The sequence below is a fragment of the Hassallia byssoidea VB512170 genome, assembly GCF_000817785.2.
Classification (GTDB): domain Bacteria; phylum Cyanobacteriota; class Cyanobacteriia; order Cyanobacteriales; family Nostocaceae; genus Hassallia; species Hassallia carrinoi.
This window is the reverse complement of record NZ_JTCM02000122.1, coordinates 1-18,828: the sequence shown is the minus strand read 5'-3', so window position 1 is coordinate 18,828 and position 18,828 is coordinate 1. Positions and strand designations below refer to the sequence as shown.

The 18,828-nt window shown below is 41.4% G+C and carries 21 protein-coding genes and 1 pseudogene; 18 read left to right on the top strand and 4 right to left on the bottom strand.

The features are described from left to right. Positions 1-525 precede the first annotated feature (525 nt). Positions 526-813 carry a hypothetical protein gene (locus PI95_RS30115; RefSeq protein WP_052324721.1) on the bottom strand — a complete coding sequence of 96 codons (288 nt, stop codon included), beginning with the start codon at positions 811-813 and terminating at the stop codon, positions 526-528. 280 nt (positions 814-1,093) lie between these two features. Here PI95_RS30115 and PI95_RS36370 point away from each other — a divergent pair, with 280 nt between their 5' ends. The 6 genes and pseudogenes from PI95_RS36370 to ctpC all read left to right on the top strand — a co-directional run bounded on the left by PI95_RS36370 (position 1,094) and on the right by ctpC (position 6,430). Continuing rightward, positions 1,094-1,381: a helix-turn-helix domain-containing protein gene (locus tag PI95_RS36370; protein WP_236117256.1), complete on the top strand. Its 288-nt coding sequence runs from the start codon at positions 1,094-1,096 to the stop codon at positions 1,379-1,381. 9 nt (positions 1,382-1,390) lie between these two features. Then, positions 1,391-1,594 (top strand): annotated as a pseudogene (locus PI95_RS37040) (transposase family protein); the annotation flags it as partial. Positions 1,595-1,611: 17 nt separating this feature from the next. After that, entirely contained in the window at positions 1,612-1,806 is a 195-nt protein-coding gene (locus tag PI95_RS37315; protein WP_336507638.1) for a transposase family protein, read from the top strand. A gap of 489 nt (positions 1,807-2,295) precedes the next feature. After that, the gene (gene cofG, locus PI95_RS30105) at positions 2,296-3,258 is read left to right on the top strand and encodes a 7,8-didemethyl-8-hydroxy-5-deazariboflavin synthase subunit CofG (protein ID WP_039738604.1); all 963 of its coding nucleotides are present in this window, start codon (positions 2,296-2,298) and stop codon (positions 3,256-3,258) included. Positions 3,259-3,693: 435 nt separating this feature from the next. Beyond that, complete coding sequence (ispG, locus tag PI95_RS30100) at positions 3,694-4,920, top strand: (E)-4-hydroxy-3-methylbut-2-enyl-diphosphate synthase (RefSeq protein WP_039738606.1); 1,227 nt, start codon at positions 3,694-3,696, stop codon at positions 4,918-4,920. Between the two features lie 226 nt (positions 4,921-5,146). Then, entirely contained in the window at positions 5,147-6,430 is a 1,284-nt protein-coding gene (gene ctpC, locus PI95_RS30095; protein WP_039738608.1) for a carboxyl-terminal processing protease CtpC, read from the top strand. A gap of 62 nt (positions 6,431-6,492) precedes the next feature. Here ctpC and PI95_RS30090 read toward each other — a convergent pair whose 3' ends face one another. Beyond that, entirely contained in the window at positions 6,493-6,681 is a 189-nt protein-coding gene (locus PI95_RS30090) for a hypothetical protein (RefSeq protein ID WP_039738609.1), read from the bottom strand. A 117-nt stretch (positions 6,682-6,798) separates the two neighbouring features. Here PI95_RS30090 and PI95_RS30085 point away from each other — a divergent pair, with 117 nt between their 5' ends. Beyond that, positions 6,799-7,581 carry a DUF4058 family protein gene (locus PI95_RS30085; protein ID WP_039738610.1) on the top strand — a complete coding sequence of 261 codons (783 nt, stop codon included), beginning with the start codon at positions 6,799-6,801 and terminating at the stop codon, positions 7,579-7,581. Positions 7,582-7,590: 9 nt separating this feature from the next. Here the strand turns inward: PI95_RS30085 and PI95_RS30080 are convergent, their stop codons facing one another. After that, positions 7,591-8,211 carry a Uma2 family endonuclease gene (locus PI95_RS30080; protein ID WP_039738611.1) on the bottom strand — a complete coding sequence of 207 codons (621 nt, stop codon included), beginning with the start codon at positions 8,209-8,211 and terminating at the stop codon, positions 7,591-7,593. Between the two features lie 218 nt (positions 8,212-8,429). Here PI95_RS30080 and PI95_RS30075 point away from each other — a divergent pair, with 218 nt between their 5' ends. The 3 genes from PI95_RS30075 (at position 8,430) to PI95_RS30065 (ending at position 9,366) form a co-directional block, all read left to right on the top strand. Further along, a complete protein-coding gene (locus PI95_RS30075; protein ID WP_039738612.1) occupies positions 8,430-8,687 on the top strand; it encodes a hypothetical protein in 258 nt (85 codons plus the stop codon). Further along, positions 8,677-9,108 carry a PIN domain-containing protein gene (locus tag PI95_RS30070; RefSeq protein WP_039738613.1) on the top strand — a complete coding sequence of 144 codons (432 nt, stop codon included), beginning with the start codon at positions 8,677-8,679 and terminating at the stop codon, positions 9,106-9,108. The genes PI95_RS30075 and PI95_RS30070 overlap by 11 nt, the downstream gene beginning before the upstream one ends. A 72-nt stretch (positions 9,109-9,180) precedes the next feature. Then, entirely contained in the window at positions 9,181-9,366 is a 186-nt protein-coding gene (locus PI95_RS30065; RefSeq protein WP_039738614.1) for a type II toxin-antitoxin system HicB family antitoxin, read from the top strand. Between the two features lie 203 nt (positions 9,367-9,569). Here the strand turns inward: PI95_RS30065 and PI95_RS30060 are convergent, their stop codons facing one another. Beyond that, positions 9,570-11,609, bottom strand: coding sequence for an elongation factor G (locus tag PI95_RS30060; RefSeq protein ID WP_039740296.1), 2,040 nt, complete (start codon positions 11,607-11,609; stop codon positions 9,570-9,572). Positions 11,610-11,886: 277 nt separating this feature from the next. On the opposite strand from PI95_RS30060, the gene PI95_RS30055 reads away from it, so the two are divergent. The 8 genes from PI95_RS30055 (at position 11,887) to PI95_RS30020 (ending at position 18,367) form a co-directional block, all read left to right on the top strand. Further along, positions 11,887-12,837 (top strand): tetratricopeptide repeat protein, encoded by a 951-nt coding sequence (locus PI95_RS30055; RefSeq protein ID WP_039738615.1) that lies wholly within the window; start codon positions 11,887-11,889, stop codon positions 12,835-12,837. Positions 12,838-13,076: 239 nt separating this feature from the next. Continuing rightward, positions 13,077-13,625 (top strand): phosphate-starvation-inducible PsiE family protein, encoded by a 549-nt coding sequence (locus PI95_RS30050; protein ID WP_039740299.1) that lies wholly within the window; start codon positions 13,077-13,079, stop codon positions 13,623-13,625. 217 nt (positions 13,626-13,842) lie between these two features. Continuing rightward, entirely contained in the window at positions 13,843-14,079 is a 237-nt protein-coding gene (locus PI95_RS30045; RefSeq protein ID WP_039738617.1) for a hypothetical protein, read from the top strand. Positions 14,080-14,315: 236 nt separating this feature from the next. Beyond that, positions 14,316-14,714 (top strand): DUF1499 domain-containing protein, encoded by a 399-nt coding sequence (locus tag PI95_RS30040; RefSeq protein WP_039738618.1) that lies wholly within the window; start codon positions 14,316-14,318, stop codon positions 14,712-14,714. Between the two features lie 97 nt (positions 14,715-14,811). Beyond that, on the top strand, positions 14,812-16,353 hold the full coding sequence (locus PI95_RS30035) for a mercuric reductase (protein WP_039738620.1): 1,542 nt from the start codon (positions 14,812-14,814) through the stop codon (positions 16,351-16,353). A gap of 118 nt (positions 16,354-16,471) precedes the next feature. After that, entirely contained in the window at positions 16,472-17,359 is an 888-nt protein-coding gene (locus PI95_RS30030; RefSeq protein WP_039738621.1) for a proline iminopeptidase-family hydrolase, read from the top strand. 156 nt (positions 17,360-17,515) lie between these two features. Next, on the top strand, positions 17,516-17,764 hold the full coding sequence (locus PI95_RS30025; protein WP_163519321.1) for a hypothetical protein: 249 nt from the start codon (positions 17,516-17,518) through the stop codon (positions 17,762-17,764). A 228-nt stretch (positions 17,765-17,992) separates the two neighbouring features. Further along, positions 17,993-18,367 (top strand): hypothetical protein, encoded by a 375-nt coding sequence (locus tag PI95_RS30020; protein ID WP_039738624.1) that lies wholly within the window; start codon positions 17,993-17,995, stop codon positions 18,365-18,367. The last annotated feature ends 461 nt before the right edge of the window (positions 18,368-18,828 follow it).

Genomic DNA, 18,828 nt, shown 5'->3' with positions numbered 1-18,828 from the left:
GATTGAAACTGCTTTTAGTCAAGTCTCATTAAATGATATTCATAATTGGTTTACCCATTGTTGCTATTGTACCTCACTAGACTGATAAACGCTATATTCATTTGTAAGCTTTGCTTTATCGAACTCCAAAAACATAGTACAGCTGCAACGCTCTTAGGTGTGTTTTCGGGATTTGCTTGTAAGGCATCCCCTACACTGTGTAAATATACATCGAGACTCACTCATAGGCTTTTGGAGAGATGAGGTCAGAAATTTTTGTGCCATTTCACTTTGATTTTGATGCACTTGCCTTTCATTTCTTTCTGTTGATTGAGCGAGTGTATTGCTCGTTTGAGCCGATACTTGAAAACAGCTAAAAAATACTCCTAAAGTCAACAAGGCTGTTGACCAACAACTCGGAGAGCCAAATGAATGCAATACCATCATGTTGGATAGAATCGTAAGAGTTCATTTTTAGATCTCTAGCTCAAAACCCTCTCTCTATTTGACTTATGGGCAAGCGCGTGCATTTTTTTCAATTACGACTCACGCGCCAAAGTCAAAAGTAAATTCAGTGGGATTTGAGTTAACTGGATTTGGGTTAAGTGGAGTTTGAGGAACTTGAAATTTGAATTTTTCAAGTCCCAATTGTCTTAAAGACGAAAGCACAGATAAGGGCAACTTGACACTTGCGGCTGCTTTGGAAATTGGTGTTCTGTTCCGTACCAATGCCAAAAATTCACGCACTTTAAAGACAACCGGGTCATCGGTTGCTGTATAACCCAAGGCGATCGCAATTTGTAAACCCCTTTCAATGTCGCTGTCGCGTGGCAACGCCGGTTATTTCCTACCAGCCCAGTTTGTTCGACTCCGGGAGTTATCGCAGATATAGAAATGCCACTATAGGTGTTGCGACCTGCAATTATAGCGGTTCTGTTGTTGGATGTAATACAATAGACTTATCCTTAATATAAATAACATGCAATAATAAAAAGCTGGAGAAAAATTATGTATAGAGAATATGACGAGTCCTTTGGCAAGAATTGAATCACATCCCTATGAAGCAAAACGATTAATTGGCATTAATTATTAGCAATTTTTAGCATTGGTAGCTTTGGCAGAGGAAAGGCATAGAGAAAAACAGGCAGAAATTGAAAAAAATAAAATTCGGATAATCGCTCCTGGAGGCGGTCGTAAACCAGCGATGTCAGCGAAAGAAGGAGTATGCTTATGTCTAGTTTACCTCCGACAAAAACCAATTTTTAAGATTTTAGGCTTGCTGTTTGACATATCCAAAACTAAAGCCAATGATGCCTTTAATTATTGGGTAGATATCTTGCGAGATATTTTACCAGCATCTCAAATAGAAGAAGTATCAACAGATAGTCAAAAATATCAATAATTACAGCATCTGCTGTCTGAATACGAATTAATTGTTGATAGTGCAGAACAACCTACAGCAAGACCTGTAGACTATCAAGAGCAAAAAAGATATTACTCAGGTAAGAAAAAAATGCACACAATAAAAAATCAATTTATTGTGCTACCGGGTGGTGAAGATATTGTCGATGTCTGTGTGGGAATGTTAGGTAAAACCAGTGATATTAATTTATTTCGAGAAACTCGGCATAAATTTCCAAAAGACAAAAATTTATTGGCGATAAAGCCTACATTGGAGATGATGCCATTACCACGCCTCATAAAAAACCAAAAAATACAGAGATTTCGGAATTACAAAAACAAGAGAATAAACAACTATCATCACGTCGAATCGTCGTTGAACATATGATATGTCGGGTGAAAATATTTCGAGTCAAAGCGCGATAAATTCCGTCTAGCTCGACATAGATATAGTCAAGTAATTATGGCTGTTTGTGGACTGGTCAGGTTACGAATTAATCGGTTATTTTCTTTCACTATCGCAACTTAATTTTTTACTCCTTCAATTGAGTTCCTCATTTTCTACCTTTCACCCTAATGCGTGATTTTTTGCCCCTGAATGCTCTCAAATACCTATTTTTTCGTAGCTCAAATAGCGATCGCCTATTGCATCCAAATTTGTCAAATCCAGTCACCGTCAGCATTTACCATTTGCGGATTAGTCTAGTGTACAAAACTACGAGTCACGCTAAAACGTTCAGCTAATTTACAATATGAACCTTCTTTATTGTTGTAAGCGTCTATAATTTTTTGACTACCGATCATTTGAGTAAGCTTTCATATGAAGTAGGCAAATACATCCTACCCTTAATTTATCATCTTTGTACTTCACTCAAACGATAACCGCTATATCTAAATTAATGCGTCGTGTTTTCTATGCAAATTTATCATTCCCGCACAGTTACTTATAGCCCTGCTTATACAATTGTTCCGACATACGAGTGCTTTAATCGCTGTACTTACTGCAACTTTCGGACAGATTCGGGCAAAAGTCCCTGGATGACTGTATCAGCCGCAGAAAATCTTTTAAAACAGCTTCAAAGCAAAGGTGTCTGTGAAATTTTGATACTCAGTGGTGAAGTGCATCCCTCTTCGTCGCGGCGTCAAGCCTGGTTTCAGCGGATTTATGATTTATGTAAATTGGCACTTTCAATGGGGTTTCTGCCGCATACCAATGCCGGAGTGCTGAGTTATGAAGAAATGCAAAAATTAAAGACAGTTAATGTATCTATGGGGTTGATGTTAGAGCAATTAAATCCACTATTGTTAAATACAGTACATAAATACGCACCAAGTAAAGTCCCAGAAGTGCGGTTGCAACAATTAGAGTGGGCAGGTAAGTTGCAAATTCCTTTTACAACAGGGTTACTACTGGGAATAGGGGAAACTGAGGATGATTGGTGGGAAACATTAGAAGCTATAACTCGCTTGCATCAGCGTTACCATCACATTCAAGAAGTCATTTTGCAACCGCACAGTCCCGGATATCAGCAAACGTTTGATGCACCTGGTTTAGTTCTGTATAAATTACCAGAAGTCGTTTTTAAGGCACGTCAAATTCTCCCGCCAGATATTACCATTCAAATTCCACCGAATTTAGTCAAAGATGACCGATGGTTACTTGCTTGTATGAAAGCTGGTGCAAGGGATTTAGGGGGAATTGGACCAAAAGATGAAGTCAATCCCGATTATCTGCATCTTCAAGTGGAGGCATTGCAAGAAATTTTACAGCAGGCTGGCTGGCAAGTTGTGCCGAGGTTGCCAATTTATCCGCAGTTTGATGATTGGTTATCGGTGGAATTGCAAGCAGCTGTGAAGCGGTGGCGATGCAGCGTCTAGGGCTAAAATATGATTTTTGATTATAATGGTACGTTTTTATTATTTATACAAATACAGCAAAATCTCAAAGATGCATTCGATACTTGAATACAATTTTTATCCCAGTCGCAGTTTAAGAAATAAAACGAATTATGAGAATTGCTGATTGACACGTACAATCATTGAGGCTGAGTAGTGGTAGTCATAACGAAGTAATCAGGCGATGTCTGACGACAAGCCGCTCCGCGTCTACGCTTAACTGAAGCTAAATTTCAATTGCAATTAAATATTTTTAACTTATTTTCTCTCACTTCTAAAGGTTTGCACTTCTTTGACTCGACAAATTTCTCTTTTTTTCGACTACATACTCCAAAAAATGCCTCATCTGTGGCAATCTGGGAAACAGAGATTTTTTTAATCTGATATTTAAGCTACAGCAAATTTACCTAAGAGGTTATGCAAACCTTACCAACACTTACTACTTCAAACACCGCATCCAGTCAAGCCACTTTTGACACAACTATTAAACGGCGCAAAACCCGTCCTGTGAGAGTTGGCAATGTCACTATTGGCGGCGGCTTCCCCGTCGTAGTGCAGTCGATGATTAATGAAGACACACTTGATATTGATGGATCTGTAGCAGCAATTCGGCGTTTGCACGAAATTGGCTGTGAAATTGTCCGAGTCACAGTACCAAGTATGGCTCATGCGAAAGCATTGGCAGAAATTAAACAAAAATTAATTAAAACTTACCAAGACGTACCCATTGTTGCTGATGTGCATCACAACGGCATGAAAATTGCCTTGGAAGTCGCCAAACACATAGAAAAAGTGCGGATTAATCCTGGTTTATATGTGTTTGAAAAGCCAAATGCGAATAGAAGCGAATTCTCCAAAACGGAATTTGATGAAATCGGCGAAAAAGTCCGCGAAACTTTAGAACCTCTAGTAGTTTCTTTGCGCGACCAAGGTAAATCAATGCGAATCGGCGTAAATCACGGTTCCCTTGCCGAAAGGATGCTATTTACCTACGGCGACACCCCAGAAGGAATGGTAGAATCTGCTTTGGAATTCATTCGCATCTGTGAATCTTTGGATTTTCATAATTTGGTTATTTCCATGAAAGCTTCACGAGTGCCGGTGATGGTAGCCGCATATCGCTTGATGGCAAAGCGGATGGACGAATTCGGTATGAATTATCCTTTACATTTGGGCGTGACAGAAGCTGGTGATGGCGAATACGGACGGATTAAGTCCACTGCGGGTATTGCCACCTTGCTAGCTGATGGCATTGGCGATACAATTCGCGTCTCTCTAACTGAAGCACCAGAAAAAGAAATTCCCGTCTGTTACAGCATTTTGCAAGCTTTAGGATTGCGAAAGACGATGGTGGAGTACGTCGCGTGTCCTTCTTGCGGACGTACTTTGTTTAATTTAGAAGAAGTGCTGCACAAAGTCCGGGAAGCAACAAAACACCTCACTGGGCTAGATATTGCTGTTATGGGTTGCATTGTCAATGGTCCGGGAGAAATGGCTGATGCTGACTATGGTTATGTCGGCAAGACTCCTGGATATATTTCTCTCTATCGAGGGAGAGAAGAAATCAAAAAAGTACCAGAAGATAAAGGTGTAGAGGAGTTAATTAATTTGATTAAAGCAGACGATCGCTGGGTAGAACCGTAAATAAATTAGAGGCTAGGGACGTTTGGGCGCTTGGGCTAGTTGAAACAAATTCTTAAATGCTAATCCTAGTTACCAGTCAAGCGTCCAAGCGTCCCCAATCGCCAGAAAAACCGGATTGCAAATCATTTTTCTGAAATAAGAATACATGCCTGGTCTTTACGGTGATACCCTGTGTTAGATTGAGCATACTGAATATATTTTTTCCTTAGCCTTTGCAGCTGTCATTATGGTGATTACAAGAAATGGACTTGTTTTGGGTGCTACGGCAGTAACGTTAACCACAATTGCTGTTACTAGTCTTGGCATTCACTCCCAAGGACAGGCTTTATTTAAAGAAAGTCCCAAAGAATTAGTAGACGAGGTTTGGCAAATTGTTCAACGCCAATACGTAGACGGTACTTTTAATAAGTTAGATTGGCAGGCTGTTCGTCGTGAGTACTTGAGCAAGTCCTACACCAACAAGCAAGAAGCTTACAAATCCATCCGGGAAATGCTGAAAAAGCTGGACGATCCTTACACCCGGTTTATGGACCCTGAGGAGTTCAAGAATATGCAAGTGGACACCTCTGGCGAATTGATAGGCATAGGCATCACAATTAGTCAAGATGAAAAAACGAAACAGCTGGTTGTAATTGCTCCGATTGAGGATACACCGGCTTTTAAGGCTGGAATTCTGGCAAAGGACAAGATCCTCAAAATTGACGGTAAATCGACTAAGGGAATGGATACCACTCAGGCAGTATCCTTAATTCGTGGTGAACCAAATACTACCGTAAGTTTAACTGTTGATCGTAACGGTCAACAAAAAGATTTTCAAATTAAACGCGCACGCATTGAAATCCATCCTGTGAAGTATTCCCAAAAGCAAACACCAGCAGGAAACACCGGATATATTCGCTTGAACCAGTTCAGCGCTAATGCCGCTAAGGAAATGCAAAGCGCAATCAAAGATTTAGAAAGCAAAAAGGTTGCTGGCTATGTTCTGGATCTGCGCGGTAATCCAGGTGGCTTATTATTCGCCAGTGTGGACATTGCCCGAATGTTTATAAATAGCGGTACGATTGTCTCAACTATTCCTCGCCAAGGTCAGGCAGAAAAAGAAGTGGCAAACGGACGCGCTTTGACAAATAAACCGGTGGTGGTGTTGGTAGATAAAGGTTCCGCTAGTGCTAGTGAAATCCTCTCCGGCGCGTTGCAGGATAATAAGCGTGCTGTTATAGTTGGTACTCAAACCTTTGGTAAAGGTTTGGTACAATCGGTGCGCCCTCTAGACGATGGTTCAGGATTAGCAGTAACGATCGCTAGATATCATACCCCAAGTGGTAGAGATATTAATAAGCATGGAATAGACCCAGATGTCAAAGTAGATTTGACTGATGCCCAAAAACAAGAGTTATGGCTGCGCGATCGCGATAAACTTGCGACACTAGCAGACCCGCAATTCGCTAAAGCAGTAGAAGTGTTGGGCAAAGAAATTGCTGGGAAAGGTACTACAAGGGCTGAAAAATGAAATGGGTAATGGGTAATGGGTAATGGGGAATGGGTAATGGCTAAAGAATTTTACTTTTGCCTTTAGACGGGTTGACATTTGCCTGAGCGAATCAGTCCGACGCGGCGGGCGATCGCTTCTCCTTCTGAGGTAAATGGTCCCCATTGTTCTATAATTTCTGGATTATCGTCCTCGGTTACTTCTTGGCTGGGGACGATTTCGCAATTTCCGGCAGGGCGCTTGACTATATGCCAAGATTGTGCATTATTCATAACTGATATAAAAATATTGTTTGTTACAGGAAAGATTTTACGGCATCCTGAAAGCATCTCCACGCTTATAAAGTAGATTGCTAGGATAAGCAGTAAGAATCCTGTTTTGCTAGTGTTATGCCTTCACCGTTTCCAGGGATGAACCCTTACCTAGAAAATCCCGAATTGTGGGCTGAAGTTCACAGTAGACTAATTGTTGCGATCGCTGATGCAATTGCTCCTCAATTGCGACCGAAATACCGAGTAGCGGTTGAAAAACGAGTATATCAAATGACAGATGATAATTCAGTTTTAGTTGGTATCCCTGATGTCGCTGTGGGACGTTCTTTAACAACTACAGAAGAATTATCTAATATTGCAGTAGCTTCACCACCTGCAAAACCAGTGATTGTCAACCTTCCCATGTTAGAGGAAGTGCGGGAAGGATATCTAGAAGTGCGGGAAGTCGGAACAAAAGAAGTGGTGACAGCGATTGAGGTTCTTTCACCAAAAAACAAGCGTTCAAAAGAAGGAAGAAAAGCTTACGAAAGCAAGCGTCAGCAGGTATTAAATAGCTTGACTCATCTGGTTGAAATTGATTTGCTACGTAGCGGTGAACCAATGCCAATTTTGGCTAATCAAATTCAGTCAGATTATCGCATTTTGGTAAGTCGCAGCGAATCTCGTCCGAAAGCAGAATTATACCCTTTTGGACTGCAAGAGAAGATTCCAGCTTTTTTGTTACCGCTACGTCGGGGTGATACAGAACCATTAGTAGACTTGCAAGCGGTGATACACGGTGTATACGATCGCGCTGGATTTGATTTGGCTATAGATTATACTCGCGAAAGAGTTCCACCTCTTGCGTCAGCTGATGTTGCTTGGGCTAATGGATTGTTGCAACAGCAAGGATTACGTTAAGTTTTTAACCTACTGTCGAAATGCCCTCAGTGTTGGACTTCTGCCTACAGTTCGGCTTTGTTCGATAAACTGAGGAATTGCTTCTAAAATTGGCAAGTTGGGAAAAGTAGCACTAATTTCTGACTCTATATATTTACCATCGTTTAGAATATTAATTTGTAACTTACCATGAACATATCGCCACAATTCAGGGACTCCTAATGCTTCGTAAGCATCTAGTTGAGTTTTGGAGGTTACATCAACTTCAATCGCTAAATCGGGTGGTGGGTCAATTGTTAAGTCGCGCTCTTTACCAATCATTAAAGCATGATTTTGAATGTAAAATGAGTCATCAGGTTCAACACCACTAGCCATATCTTCACGTTTAAAGGTGGTTGAACCAAATGACTCACAGTCAATTTCTAACTCCTCTAGCAGGATTTTTACTAAGTCACCAATAATGACTTTAGCTTTTTCATGCTTTGGTAATGGCATTCTTATCTCCAAAGTTCCCTGGCTGTAAGCTAAACGTGCAGCTCGATGGTCGCCAAGTTCTTCTATAATTGCCTCAAATTCCTGCCAGTTGACATTATGGAACATCACCCTATGTCCTGGCGGAACACTTAATTGTCGCAATTGAAGTGTTACCATTACAAACCATTCAAATCTAAAGTTGAGCTTGTTAAAGCCAGCATAAAACTATCCTACTGTGAGTTTTTCCGGCACCTCTTGAAGATGGTCATAATTTCAGTGAAAAAAACCGATGTCTAAAGTAAGCGATCGCAATTCCCCATCAAACTTGAAATCCCCTAATACTTTACATAAAGTAATGTATAATGTAATGTATAGATTAGAAATAAAGTTAAACTGTGTCGAGCAAAATTCGCAAGCAGATTTATATTGAACCGCGTCAAGAACATCTGCTAAAAGCGATCGCCCAACAAGCTGGTATAAGTGAAGCAGAAGTTATTCGCTCCTGCATTGACCTTCATCTAGGTGGAATCACTGCACCCCAGATAGATATCGCAGCGTGGGAAGCAGAAAAAGAATTTATAGAAAAAATCAAAACTCGACCTGTTAAACTTGGAGGTCGAGATTGGCAGCGTGAAGAACTCTATGAACGGTAGGGTTTTACTTGATACTAATATTCTCGTTTACATTTACGATCCACTTGATAGTGCAAAGCAAGAACGTGCGATCGCAGTTGTCGATCAATTAATTCGTTCTGGGAAAGCGGTAATTAGTACCCAGATCGTAGGAGAATTTTTTATGGCGACAACCCGGACTCGGCGGTCGCTTCTAACTCCGGCTGAAGCGGTGGTACGAATGCGTAATTATTCAGCTGCTTGCCATGTTGTTGATATTACAAGACTCATCTCTCTAGAAGCGATTCGCGGTGTGGAAATTCATCACTTTGGATTTTGGGACGCGCAAATTTGGGCAACAGCGCGACTTAACCAAATTGAAGAAGTTTATAGTGAAGACTTTGCATCGGGTGCTACAGTTGAGGGCGTGCGGTTTACGAATCCTTTGACAGAAAACTTGTAGTCAAGGGACTTCCAAGGAGCGATCGCAACTGTTGCGTTAAGATATATAACACGACACTGCAACAGATTAATCATGAAAATCAAAGCGGTTATCTGGCAAGAAGACGGTGTATGGTGTGCTTCTGTACCTGCCTTACCAGGATGTCACACATGGGGAGAAAGCTACGAACACTTGTTAGAGATGCTTAAAGATGCGATCCAAGGTTGGCTTGAAGTTGCTAGCCAAAAGGAGGAACTTGAAGCCGATAAACAGTCTTAGTCCAATTTATTGGACTTTAGCTATTAGCCCGGAACTTTGAGTTCCGGGCTAACGTTGATTCTAGATTAATCTAAAATCCAAAATTATACCAATTTAAATAATGTTTGCGACACATAATTTCTTCGTAGGGGCACGGCAATGCCGTGCCCCTACCCATCTGCCGTGCCCCTACCCATCTGTCGCATTCTTTTTTTAAATTGGTATTACTTGCCGTTGCCGTTGCCGTTACCATTAGTAGTAACGATGCGTTCCGCAAGTTTTTCCGGCACCTCTTGGAGATGATCGTATTCCCAGTGGAAGGAACCGACGCCTAAAGTAAGCGATCGCAACTCTACTATAAAGTCGTGCATTTCGGCTTGCGGCAAATAAGCTGAGATATTGTCCCATCCTTGCCAATCTTTTCTACCTTCATAACCTAAAATTTGCCCGCGTTTGCCACTTAAAAGTTGCAGTGCTTTCGAGGTAAATTCGCTGGGGGTTGTCACTTCCACATGCAAAATCGGTTCTAGCAGCGTGGGTTGTCCTTGAGGTATTCCCGTTTGCATTGCTAATCGGGCAGCTTGCTTAAATGCTTGTTCGGAACTATCAACGTTATGATAAGAACCATTCGTCAAAGTTACCGCTACATCTACCACAGGATAGCCCAAGGGACCGTGTGCTAAAAACTCGCGCACACCCATTTCTACCCCAGGAATGTATTGTTTGGGAACGACACCACCGACAATGCGATCGCTAAAATTAAAGCCTTCGCCGCGTGCTAACGGTTTAATATCTAGAAAAACATCGCCAAATTGTCCGTGTCCGCCGCTTTGGTGTTTGTAGCGCCCGTGAATCGAAGCTACAGGTTTGCGGATAGTTTCTTTGTAAGGAACTTGCGGCAAGTGAGTTGTCATTGGTAAATTATATTTGCGGCGCAATCTGTCTAAAGCGACTTGCAAATGTATTTCACCTTGTCCCCAAAGAATAACTTCGTGAGTATCGCCGTGTTGTTCCCAAGCAAGAGATGGATCTTCTTCTAACAGCTTGGCGATCGCACTGCTGAGTTTAACTTCATCGTTGCGCTTTTCTGGAGTAATTGCCAAAGCATAAACTGGTTCTAATTGTTCAGCTTTTGGTAATTCCTTCGACTGCTGTGTGGAAAGTGTATCTCCAGTTTTTACATTTTCTAAACGGCTTAAAGCGACTATTTCCCCTGCATAAGCTTCTTGAAGTGATTGCTGTTGTTGTCCCATGAGGCGATAAATTCCTCCAGCACGAACACCGTTGAGGAGAATACCATCAGTTAGTTTACCGCGCCAAACACGCACTAGAGAGAGTTTGCCACCTTGGGGAGTATAATAGGTTTTCAGAACCTGCGCTAGCGGAGTATCGCCTTTACGGTCTTTTAAACGGCGTTCTGCGGTGCTTTCTGGTTCGGGTGCTTCTCGTAGTAAAGCTTCTAATAAAGGTCGCACGCCATAATCGAGTTCGGCAATACCAAAGAAAACAGGTACAACTAAATCTGCACCTAATTCCAGTTTTAAATCTTTAAGAATTTCTTCTTGGGGTGGTTCGATGTCTTCTAAAAGTTCTTCGAGTAAATTATCGTCAAAATTTGCTAAGGCTTCGAGCATTTCTGCTCGTGCTATGTGTTCTTCTTCTTTAAGAGATTCGGGAAACGGAATCGGATCGGCAGGGGCGCCAGGATGATATTGATAAGCTTGTTCGGTTACTAAATCTATAAAGCCGGTTAGCTGTTCCCCATTCATAATGGGATATTGGTGCGCTACCAAGGGACGGCTAGAAACAGCTTTGAGAGCGTGTAAAGTTTCTAAAACATGGATATTCGCCCGATCCATTTTGTTAACAAAGACGATATGGGGAATTTCCCAATCGTCGAGGAATTTAAATAAAGGTGCTAGGGTGAGGACGCGATCGCGTATGGGTTCGCAAACTACAATTGCTGCATCGACTCCCATTAAGGCGTTGTAGGTTTCTTGGGCAAATTCCACCGAACCCGGACAATCAATAAAGGTAAAGCGAATATCGTTGTATTGAGTGCTTGCTGTACCTACTTCGAGACTCATGTGGCGATCGCGCTCTGCTGCCGCACTATCTCCTACTGTATTGCCATCCTTGACATTGCCTTTGCGGGAAATCGCTCCTGTGACAAATAACAAACTTTCTAGTAACGTGGTCTTCCCGCTTAAATAAGGACCGACAATTGCAACGTTCCGCGAACCCGATTTTACTTTTTCGTTCATAAAACCTCCCTTGCGGTGAGCTACACCAGCCGCATTATGCTGATTTATTTTGGGTGACAATTCTTTGTGCTTTGATTGTTACCCGTCTTTAATTTGTCATTATCCTTCTTTTAACCTAGTTAACAAAAAATCGTAGCTTGTTGTAAGATTTACCTGAAGAAAATTTAAGTTGCACAAACTTTGATACAAAATTCCAAAGTTTTGTAAAATTATTCAGTTAAAACCAAACTTTTTGTGAATGAAACGTCACTAAAGGTGTTACGAGGAGCGAAAGTTAATGAGATTATCATTCTATAAATATTGTAAAGCAGGGCTGGTTAGTTTAATTTTGTTGGGTGGTAGCATCCTCTCCCCGTCTTCTTCTGCTTCTCCTACTCCTACTCCCTACTCCCTACTCCCCATTCCCCCGTTGCTGGCGCAATATAATAATAATCAAACTGCTACAGATTGGTTAAATCAAGGCTTGCAGGCGATAAATGTGGGAAGGGTAGAAGATGCGATCGCCTATTTTAATCAAGCAATTAAGCTAGATCCGAATTTGGCACCGGCACATTATAATTTAGGGTTAGCGCTGCGACAGGTGGGACAATTACAACCTGCGGCAGATGCATTTTATCGCGCAACTCTAGCCGACCCCAAATTTGCTCCGGCTTTTGCTAATTTGGGGGGAGCGTTGTTGGAAGGTAATAATTTACAACAGGCAAATGATTACTTGCAACGAGCGTTGCAACTCGATTCAAAGCTGGGTTTTGCTCATTATAATTTTGGCTTGCTACGAGAGCAACAAGGCGATTGGGATAAAGCGATCGCATCTTTTAAAAAAGCAATGCAATATAGTCAAAATGCTCCAGAACCAGCTTATCATCTGGGGATATGTTATCTCCAACAAAATAAAGTTGATAAAGCAAAAGATGCATTTCGCAAAGCTGTAAAAATTAATCCGAAGTATTCAGAAGCTCATTATAATTTGGGAACGATTTGGTATAACCAAAATAAATCACAAGAAGCTTTAGAAGCATTTAGAAAATCGGCTGAGGCAAACTCGAATTATCCCAACGCTTATTACGGTGCGGGGTTAGTTTTTATGCAATTAAGACAATATCCATCAGCGGTACAGGTATTACAATATGCCAGAGATTTATATAATGCTCAAAATAATACTTTGTGGGCGAGAAATGCCGACCAATTGTTACAACAATTACAGAATTTAAATTATCAACTCCGTTGAGGTGCGATTGCTTCACGTTGCGTAACAATAGAATTATTGGTTGGGGTTTCATAAAGGATAGACAAAAATAGACAGCCTCTCTTACAAAGCTTTGATCGGAGGAAACCTCCGCTCAAACTTTGCGCTTCTACACAGATCGTCTGTGATGCCCCATAAATATTTCAACACAAGGCTGTCTATTTTTGTCCAGGTTCTGCCCAAGGCTGGTGTAGTCGTAAATTGTTCCCATGAGAATGCAAATGTACAAGCAAAAGCGCTTCAAGAGTCAATTTTTATTAGGCGATCGCTGGTTTGATCGACATTCAATTGTTCGCAACATGGAGGCTTTCCAAGATTTAATCGTTATAGTTTTGTGTTTGACTTTGTTCGCTGTCATGGTAATGCAGCTGTGGGGGATATTTAACGCCCTCATGAAGCCATTAGATTATAAAATTGTGACAGCTAAGATACTATTCATCTTGATTTTGGTCGAGTTATTTCGATTGCTCATGGTTTACTTACAAGAGCATAGTATTTCTGTTGGCGTAGCAGTAGAGGTAACAATTGTATCTGTATTGCGAGAAGTAGTTGTTCACGGAGCGTTAGAAATTTCTTCGATGCAAACAGCAGCAATGTGTGGCTTATTGTTTATTCTCGGTGCGCTACTAGTTGTGTGTGCCAAAACGCCACATATGGATTGCATTAGTGCTAACACCAAATCTTGCCCAATTAGGTATCGAGGAGGTAGAGAACATCAAAATGAATTCTCACATTCTCATCACTGTGATGAAAATCAACCGGTTGCATAATGAATTCTCAGCCTGAGAACCCCGACTTTTTTCAGAAGTCGGGGTTCTAAAGTCTTTCAACACTCTGAAAATGCAGCTACACGAGTGATGATATTCAACAAGTGCCAGCAGGCATCATACTAAGGTTGTTAATTATGTATCTGTAACTACGCTTTTGGGCAGATGAATGACTCTTTGAGGATGGGTACAAATTAATAAGTACCACTAGGAGGGTTATATGACTACAGGTAACGGAAATTCTCAACCGATTAGCAATCTTGAGTACGATTTTATTACTGTGTTGCAGAACAAAGCTGAAGCAGTCAAAGCTTACGACTCTTACATCCAAGACGCACAACAAGCAGGTTCTCAACCTTGTGTAGAGTTGTTCGAGAAGTTGCGCTCCTCTGATATCCAACAAGTACAAGAAATACGCCAGCATCTTCAACAAGTTATGCAGCATGGTAAAATGTAGGCTGCTCCTGACAAGGTGTAAACTTTGTGCCTAAATTTTGAATAGAATTAACAAAAAAGCGATCGCCTGCAAATTCCAGATAGAAGTTGGAAAAAGAGCGATCGCTTTTTGCCAGGAGTGTAAATAAACGCGCATTAAACGTAGTAAGGGCTTCAGCCCTTAAGTGCAATTGAGCGATAAATCGCTCACTACATTGTAGAGTAATATACAGTCTACCTATTTATTAGAGCAAAATTATGATTTTTGCTGGCAAACGACCAAACAATTTAGGTGTGAACAGTGGTAAATTAGCACCTTGCCCTAATAGCCCGAACTGTGTTTCTAGTCAAAGTTCTTCTTCAGTTCATTCAATTGCACCGCTGAGTTATAGTTCTACCCCAGAAGAAGCGATCGCTAATCTCAAAAGTGTGATTCAATCTTTGCCTAGAACCAAAATCATCACAGAAAGCAAGGATTATTTGTATGCAGAATTTAAAAGCGCTTTGATGGGATTTGTCGATGATGTGGAATTTTATCTAGACCGCAAAGCGAATGTTATCCAAGTTCGCTCTGCGTCGCGTTTGGGTCAAAGCGATTTGGGCGTAAATCGCAAACGGATAGAAACGATTAGAGCCAAATTAGCCGAAGTTAAATAAAACCAACTTTAGTTAGACGAAAATTAATGACTTTCTGTTTAAGATATTTAATCAGTTCTTGTCAATCCAAAATCGTAAATCTAAAATCCAAAATCGTATGACCCCAGCAGTTAGCACCGTAACCGTTTCCCCAATGGATCGGTATAATCAGGCGTTAATTGATAACCTTCATCCTCCAGATTGGGTTAATCCTGAACCTGCACCGAGTTACAATTTGGTTGTCATTGGTGCGGGTACGGCAGGATTGGTGACTGCTGCGGGTGCAGCTTTGTTAGGTGCGAAAGTGGCTTTGATAGAAAAGCACTTGATGGGGGGTGATTGTACTAATGTGGGTTGTGTACCATCAAAAACGCTGATTCGCTCTGCGCGGGTGGTTGCAGATATCCATTACGCGCAAAAATTTGGCATTAACAAACCTCGTAATATTGATATTGATTTTCCCGCAGTGATGGAGCGGTTGCGACGAATACGTACAGAAATTAGTCCGAATGATTCTGCTAAACGGTTTCAAGAAGAATTTGGTGTTGACGTGTTTTTTGGCGAGGCTCGATTTAAAGATACTGATACGGTAGAAGTGGGAGAAAGTATTTTACACTTCAAAAAAGCGGCGATCGCTACAGGTTCGCGCCCTACTAAATTACCGATTGATGGCTTGAATAAAGTCGGATATCTCACTAATGAAACGGTGTTTTCTCTGACACAATGCCCCAATCGATTGGCGGTAATTGGTGGAGGCTACATCGGTTGCGAATTGGCTCAGACTTTTCAACGCTTAGGTTCAGAAGTCATTTTACTACAAAAAGGTTCGCGTTTGCTGAGTCGTGAAGATGCTGAAGCAGCAGAGATTATTCAAAAAGCTTTTGTGCGCGAGGGTATTCAGTTACTTTTTGAGTCGAAAATTAAATTCATTGAACGCAAGGATGCAGAAAAAGTCATTCATTACGAGATTAACGGACAAGAGGAAACGCTTGCAGTCGATGAAATTTTAGTGGCAACAGGGCGATCGCCTAATGTAGAAAGCTTGAATCTGGAAGCTGTGGGTGTAGAATACGATGAAAAGCAAGGTGTGATTATCAATGACTACTTACAGACAACTAATCCCCGAATCTATGCGGTGGGTGATGTCTGCATGAAGTGGAAGTTTACTCATGCTGCTGATGCTGCGGCTCGGATTGTAATTCAAAATGCGCTGTTTTCGATTTTTGGGCTGGGACGTAAAAAGCTGAGTTCTTTAATTATGCCTTGGTGTACTTATACCGATCCAGAAGTTGCCCATGTAGGTATGTATCCCGAAGAAGCTGAGGCAAAGGGTATTGAAGTTGATACATTTAGCGTACCTCTCAACGATGTCGATCGAGCGATCGTTGATGGGGAAACTGAAGGATTTACCAAATTATATGTAAAGAAGGGAACAGATAAGCTTTTAGGAGCAACGATAGTCGCTCGACATGCGGGTGAGATGATTAGCGAGGTGACTTTAGCAATAACTAATAATTTGGGTTTGAGTGCGATCGCCAAAACAATTCACCCATATCCCACCCAAGCAGAAGCTATCCGCAAAGCTGCCGATAAGTATAGCATTGCCCGTTTGGAAAGCTTTAAGAAGTTATCCTCGGCTTGGTTAGCGTGGAGACGTTAATGCATCGACTGACAATGCGATTGTATCGACTGACAATGCGATTGTGTCGGCTTGCAAATGCTAACTAAGCCACATTCCGCAGGTTATAGTAAATATTACTGCTAATCTTTCTCAGTGTATGAATAAACAGTCATCAACTTCTGCCGTTGAAGATTTTATCTCGTTTCGCGGTCATCAAGTGTGGTATCGCATTGTTAAACCGAACCAAGAAGCAGAAGGCAAACTACCTTTGTTGTGTCTTCATGGAGGTCCAGGAGTACCCCATGATTACTTAGAACCATTAGAAGCGATCGCTTACACGGGAAGGCAAGTTATTTTCTACGATCAACTAGGATGTGGAAATAGCGATCGTCCTACGGAAGAAAATTTATATTCGATTGATTTATTTAAAGATGAACTCTTAGCCATCCGCAGCACTTTAAACTTAGAGCAAATCCATCTTTTTGGACAATCATGGGGTGGTTGTTTGGCACTAGAACATACCCTTTCTCAAGCAACTGGTTTAGCAAGTCTGATTTTGGCTAATACACCTGCCAGCATTCAGCAATTTGTGAGTGAAGCTTATAGCTTAATGAACGATCTACCCGCAGATATCAAAGAGATTATTTCTAAACATGAAACCGCAGGTACAACCCAAGACCCAGAATATAAAGAGGCTATGGAAGTCTTTAACCATAACTTTCTCTGTCGTTTAAACCCTTGGCCCAGTTGTTTGACTACAGCCTACAGCAAAGTTGGTACAGAGTTTCGGGGTGTTGGCAAAATCATCGACTGGAATGTTGAAAACCGCTTAAGTGAAATTTTTGTACCGACACTGCTGCTTTCTGGTAAGTATGATGAAGTAACTCCAGCTTGTGTAGAAAAATTAAAGCTAGGTATTTCTAATTCAGAGTGGGTACTATTTGAAAATAGTTCACATATGCCTCACTTGGAAGAGACAGAAAGATTTTTGCAAGTCTTAGACGAATTTTTGAGCCGAGTAGAACACAATCGCGGCTATTCCTGACTTCAGCAATAGTAATCCTATTTGATATCAAGTCCGGTTAATCACTTATGATTACCGGATCTGTGCAAAAGTCCCAAAAGCCTCTTTCAAGAAAACAAGAGTGCAAGAAAGCAAGAGTGCGGTCTAAATGATAAGTCTTTAACCGCACACGATATAATGCATCGACCTGCATTGTTAATGCATCGACCTGCATTGTTAATGCATCGACCTGCATTGTTAATGCATCGGCTTGCATTGTTAATGCATCGACCTGCATTGTTAATGCATCGACCTGCATTGTTAATGCATCGGCTTGCCCTATCTATAGCGGTTCCTATTCAGATACGGTACAACATCATATCGCCAGGTGTAGGGGCACGGCAGTGCCCCTACGGGTGTACCTCACGTAAACGAGAACCGCTATAATACCAAATTGGCAAAGGATGTATGTTAATTAACACAATAAGTAGATTTTTGCATCTATTACTGAGATGACTTTAATCTCTACCGAGAGTAAGTTTTTAGAAATAGCGAATGCCAGTAGGCTGTTAACAACAACACCATGATGTTCAGTGTTGTTACTACAGGGAAGTCAAATTCTGCCTAAGATTTCTCGAACTATTCTCAATAACCTAAGTAAAGAGGATTTGTGCAATGAAAAAGATGATAATTGCCTTGTTTATCATGCTCTCCTTGACTTTATCGCTAGGTCAGGGGCAAGCTGTTGCTGCAAGCGACTGCTTGAAAACGCTAAATACTGGTGCAGCTACAACCATACCAGTATTTTACGAAGATCAAGCTGCTTTCTACGGCTGGTCGGGAGGTGTGATTACTAATGATATGTACTACAACGCCTGCGGTCAAACTGTGACTCTCAAAGTTAACTATGCTGACTGGAACAAAGCCCGAGAAGCAGGAAAGCTAGATGGAATTCGATATATATACAAAGCAAAGGATGGTCCAATTCAGGTTAGGAAGGTTGCAGGAACTCAACCCACGGATGTGAAAATTGAGGATTTCTACAGCTAAGGAAGACTAACATTCTCACCAATTTACTGATGAGGGTTTTTGCTTTGAAGCTGACATCATCGGCTAGTCTTTCCTAAATTGGGAGAATGTATTCAGAATAGCAAAGCGCGAAGCGGCTCTGAAAGAGCTTCGCTGACGATTCTTGCAGACTAAACAAGCGATTCTCCGTAGGAGAGGCTACAAAAAACGCGCTGAGAAATTAGATCCCCGACTTCTTTGAGAAGTCGGGGATCTGCACACGGGCATTTTCACAAATCAAGACGCGATAAATCGTCGTCTTCACAAATCAAGACGCGATAAATCGTCGTCTCTACTAATTTTTAATCGCACCTCTAACTAAAATCACCGTACTCTCTACATTGGATGCGATCGCTACTTCTTTTTTTCTAGAACCGCAAAATTTGCTAGAGAGTTGAGCAGCCAGTGGTAAAGACTAAAAACCTATAGAATGAAATACTGCT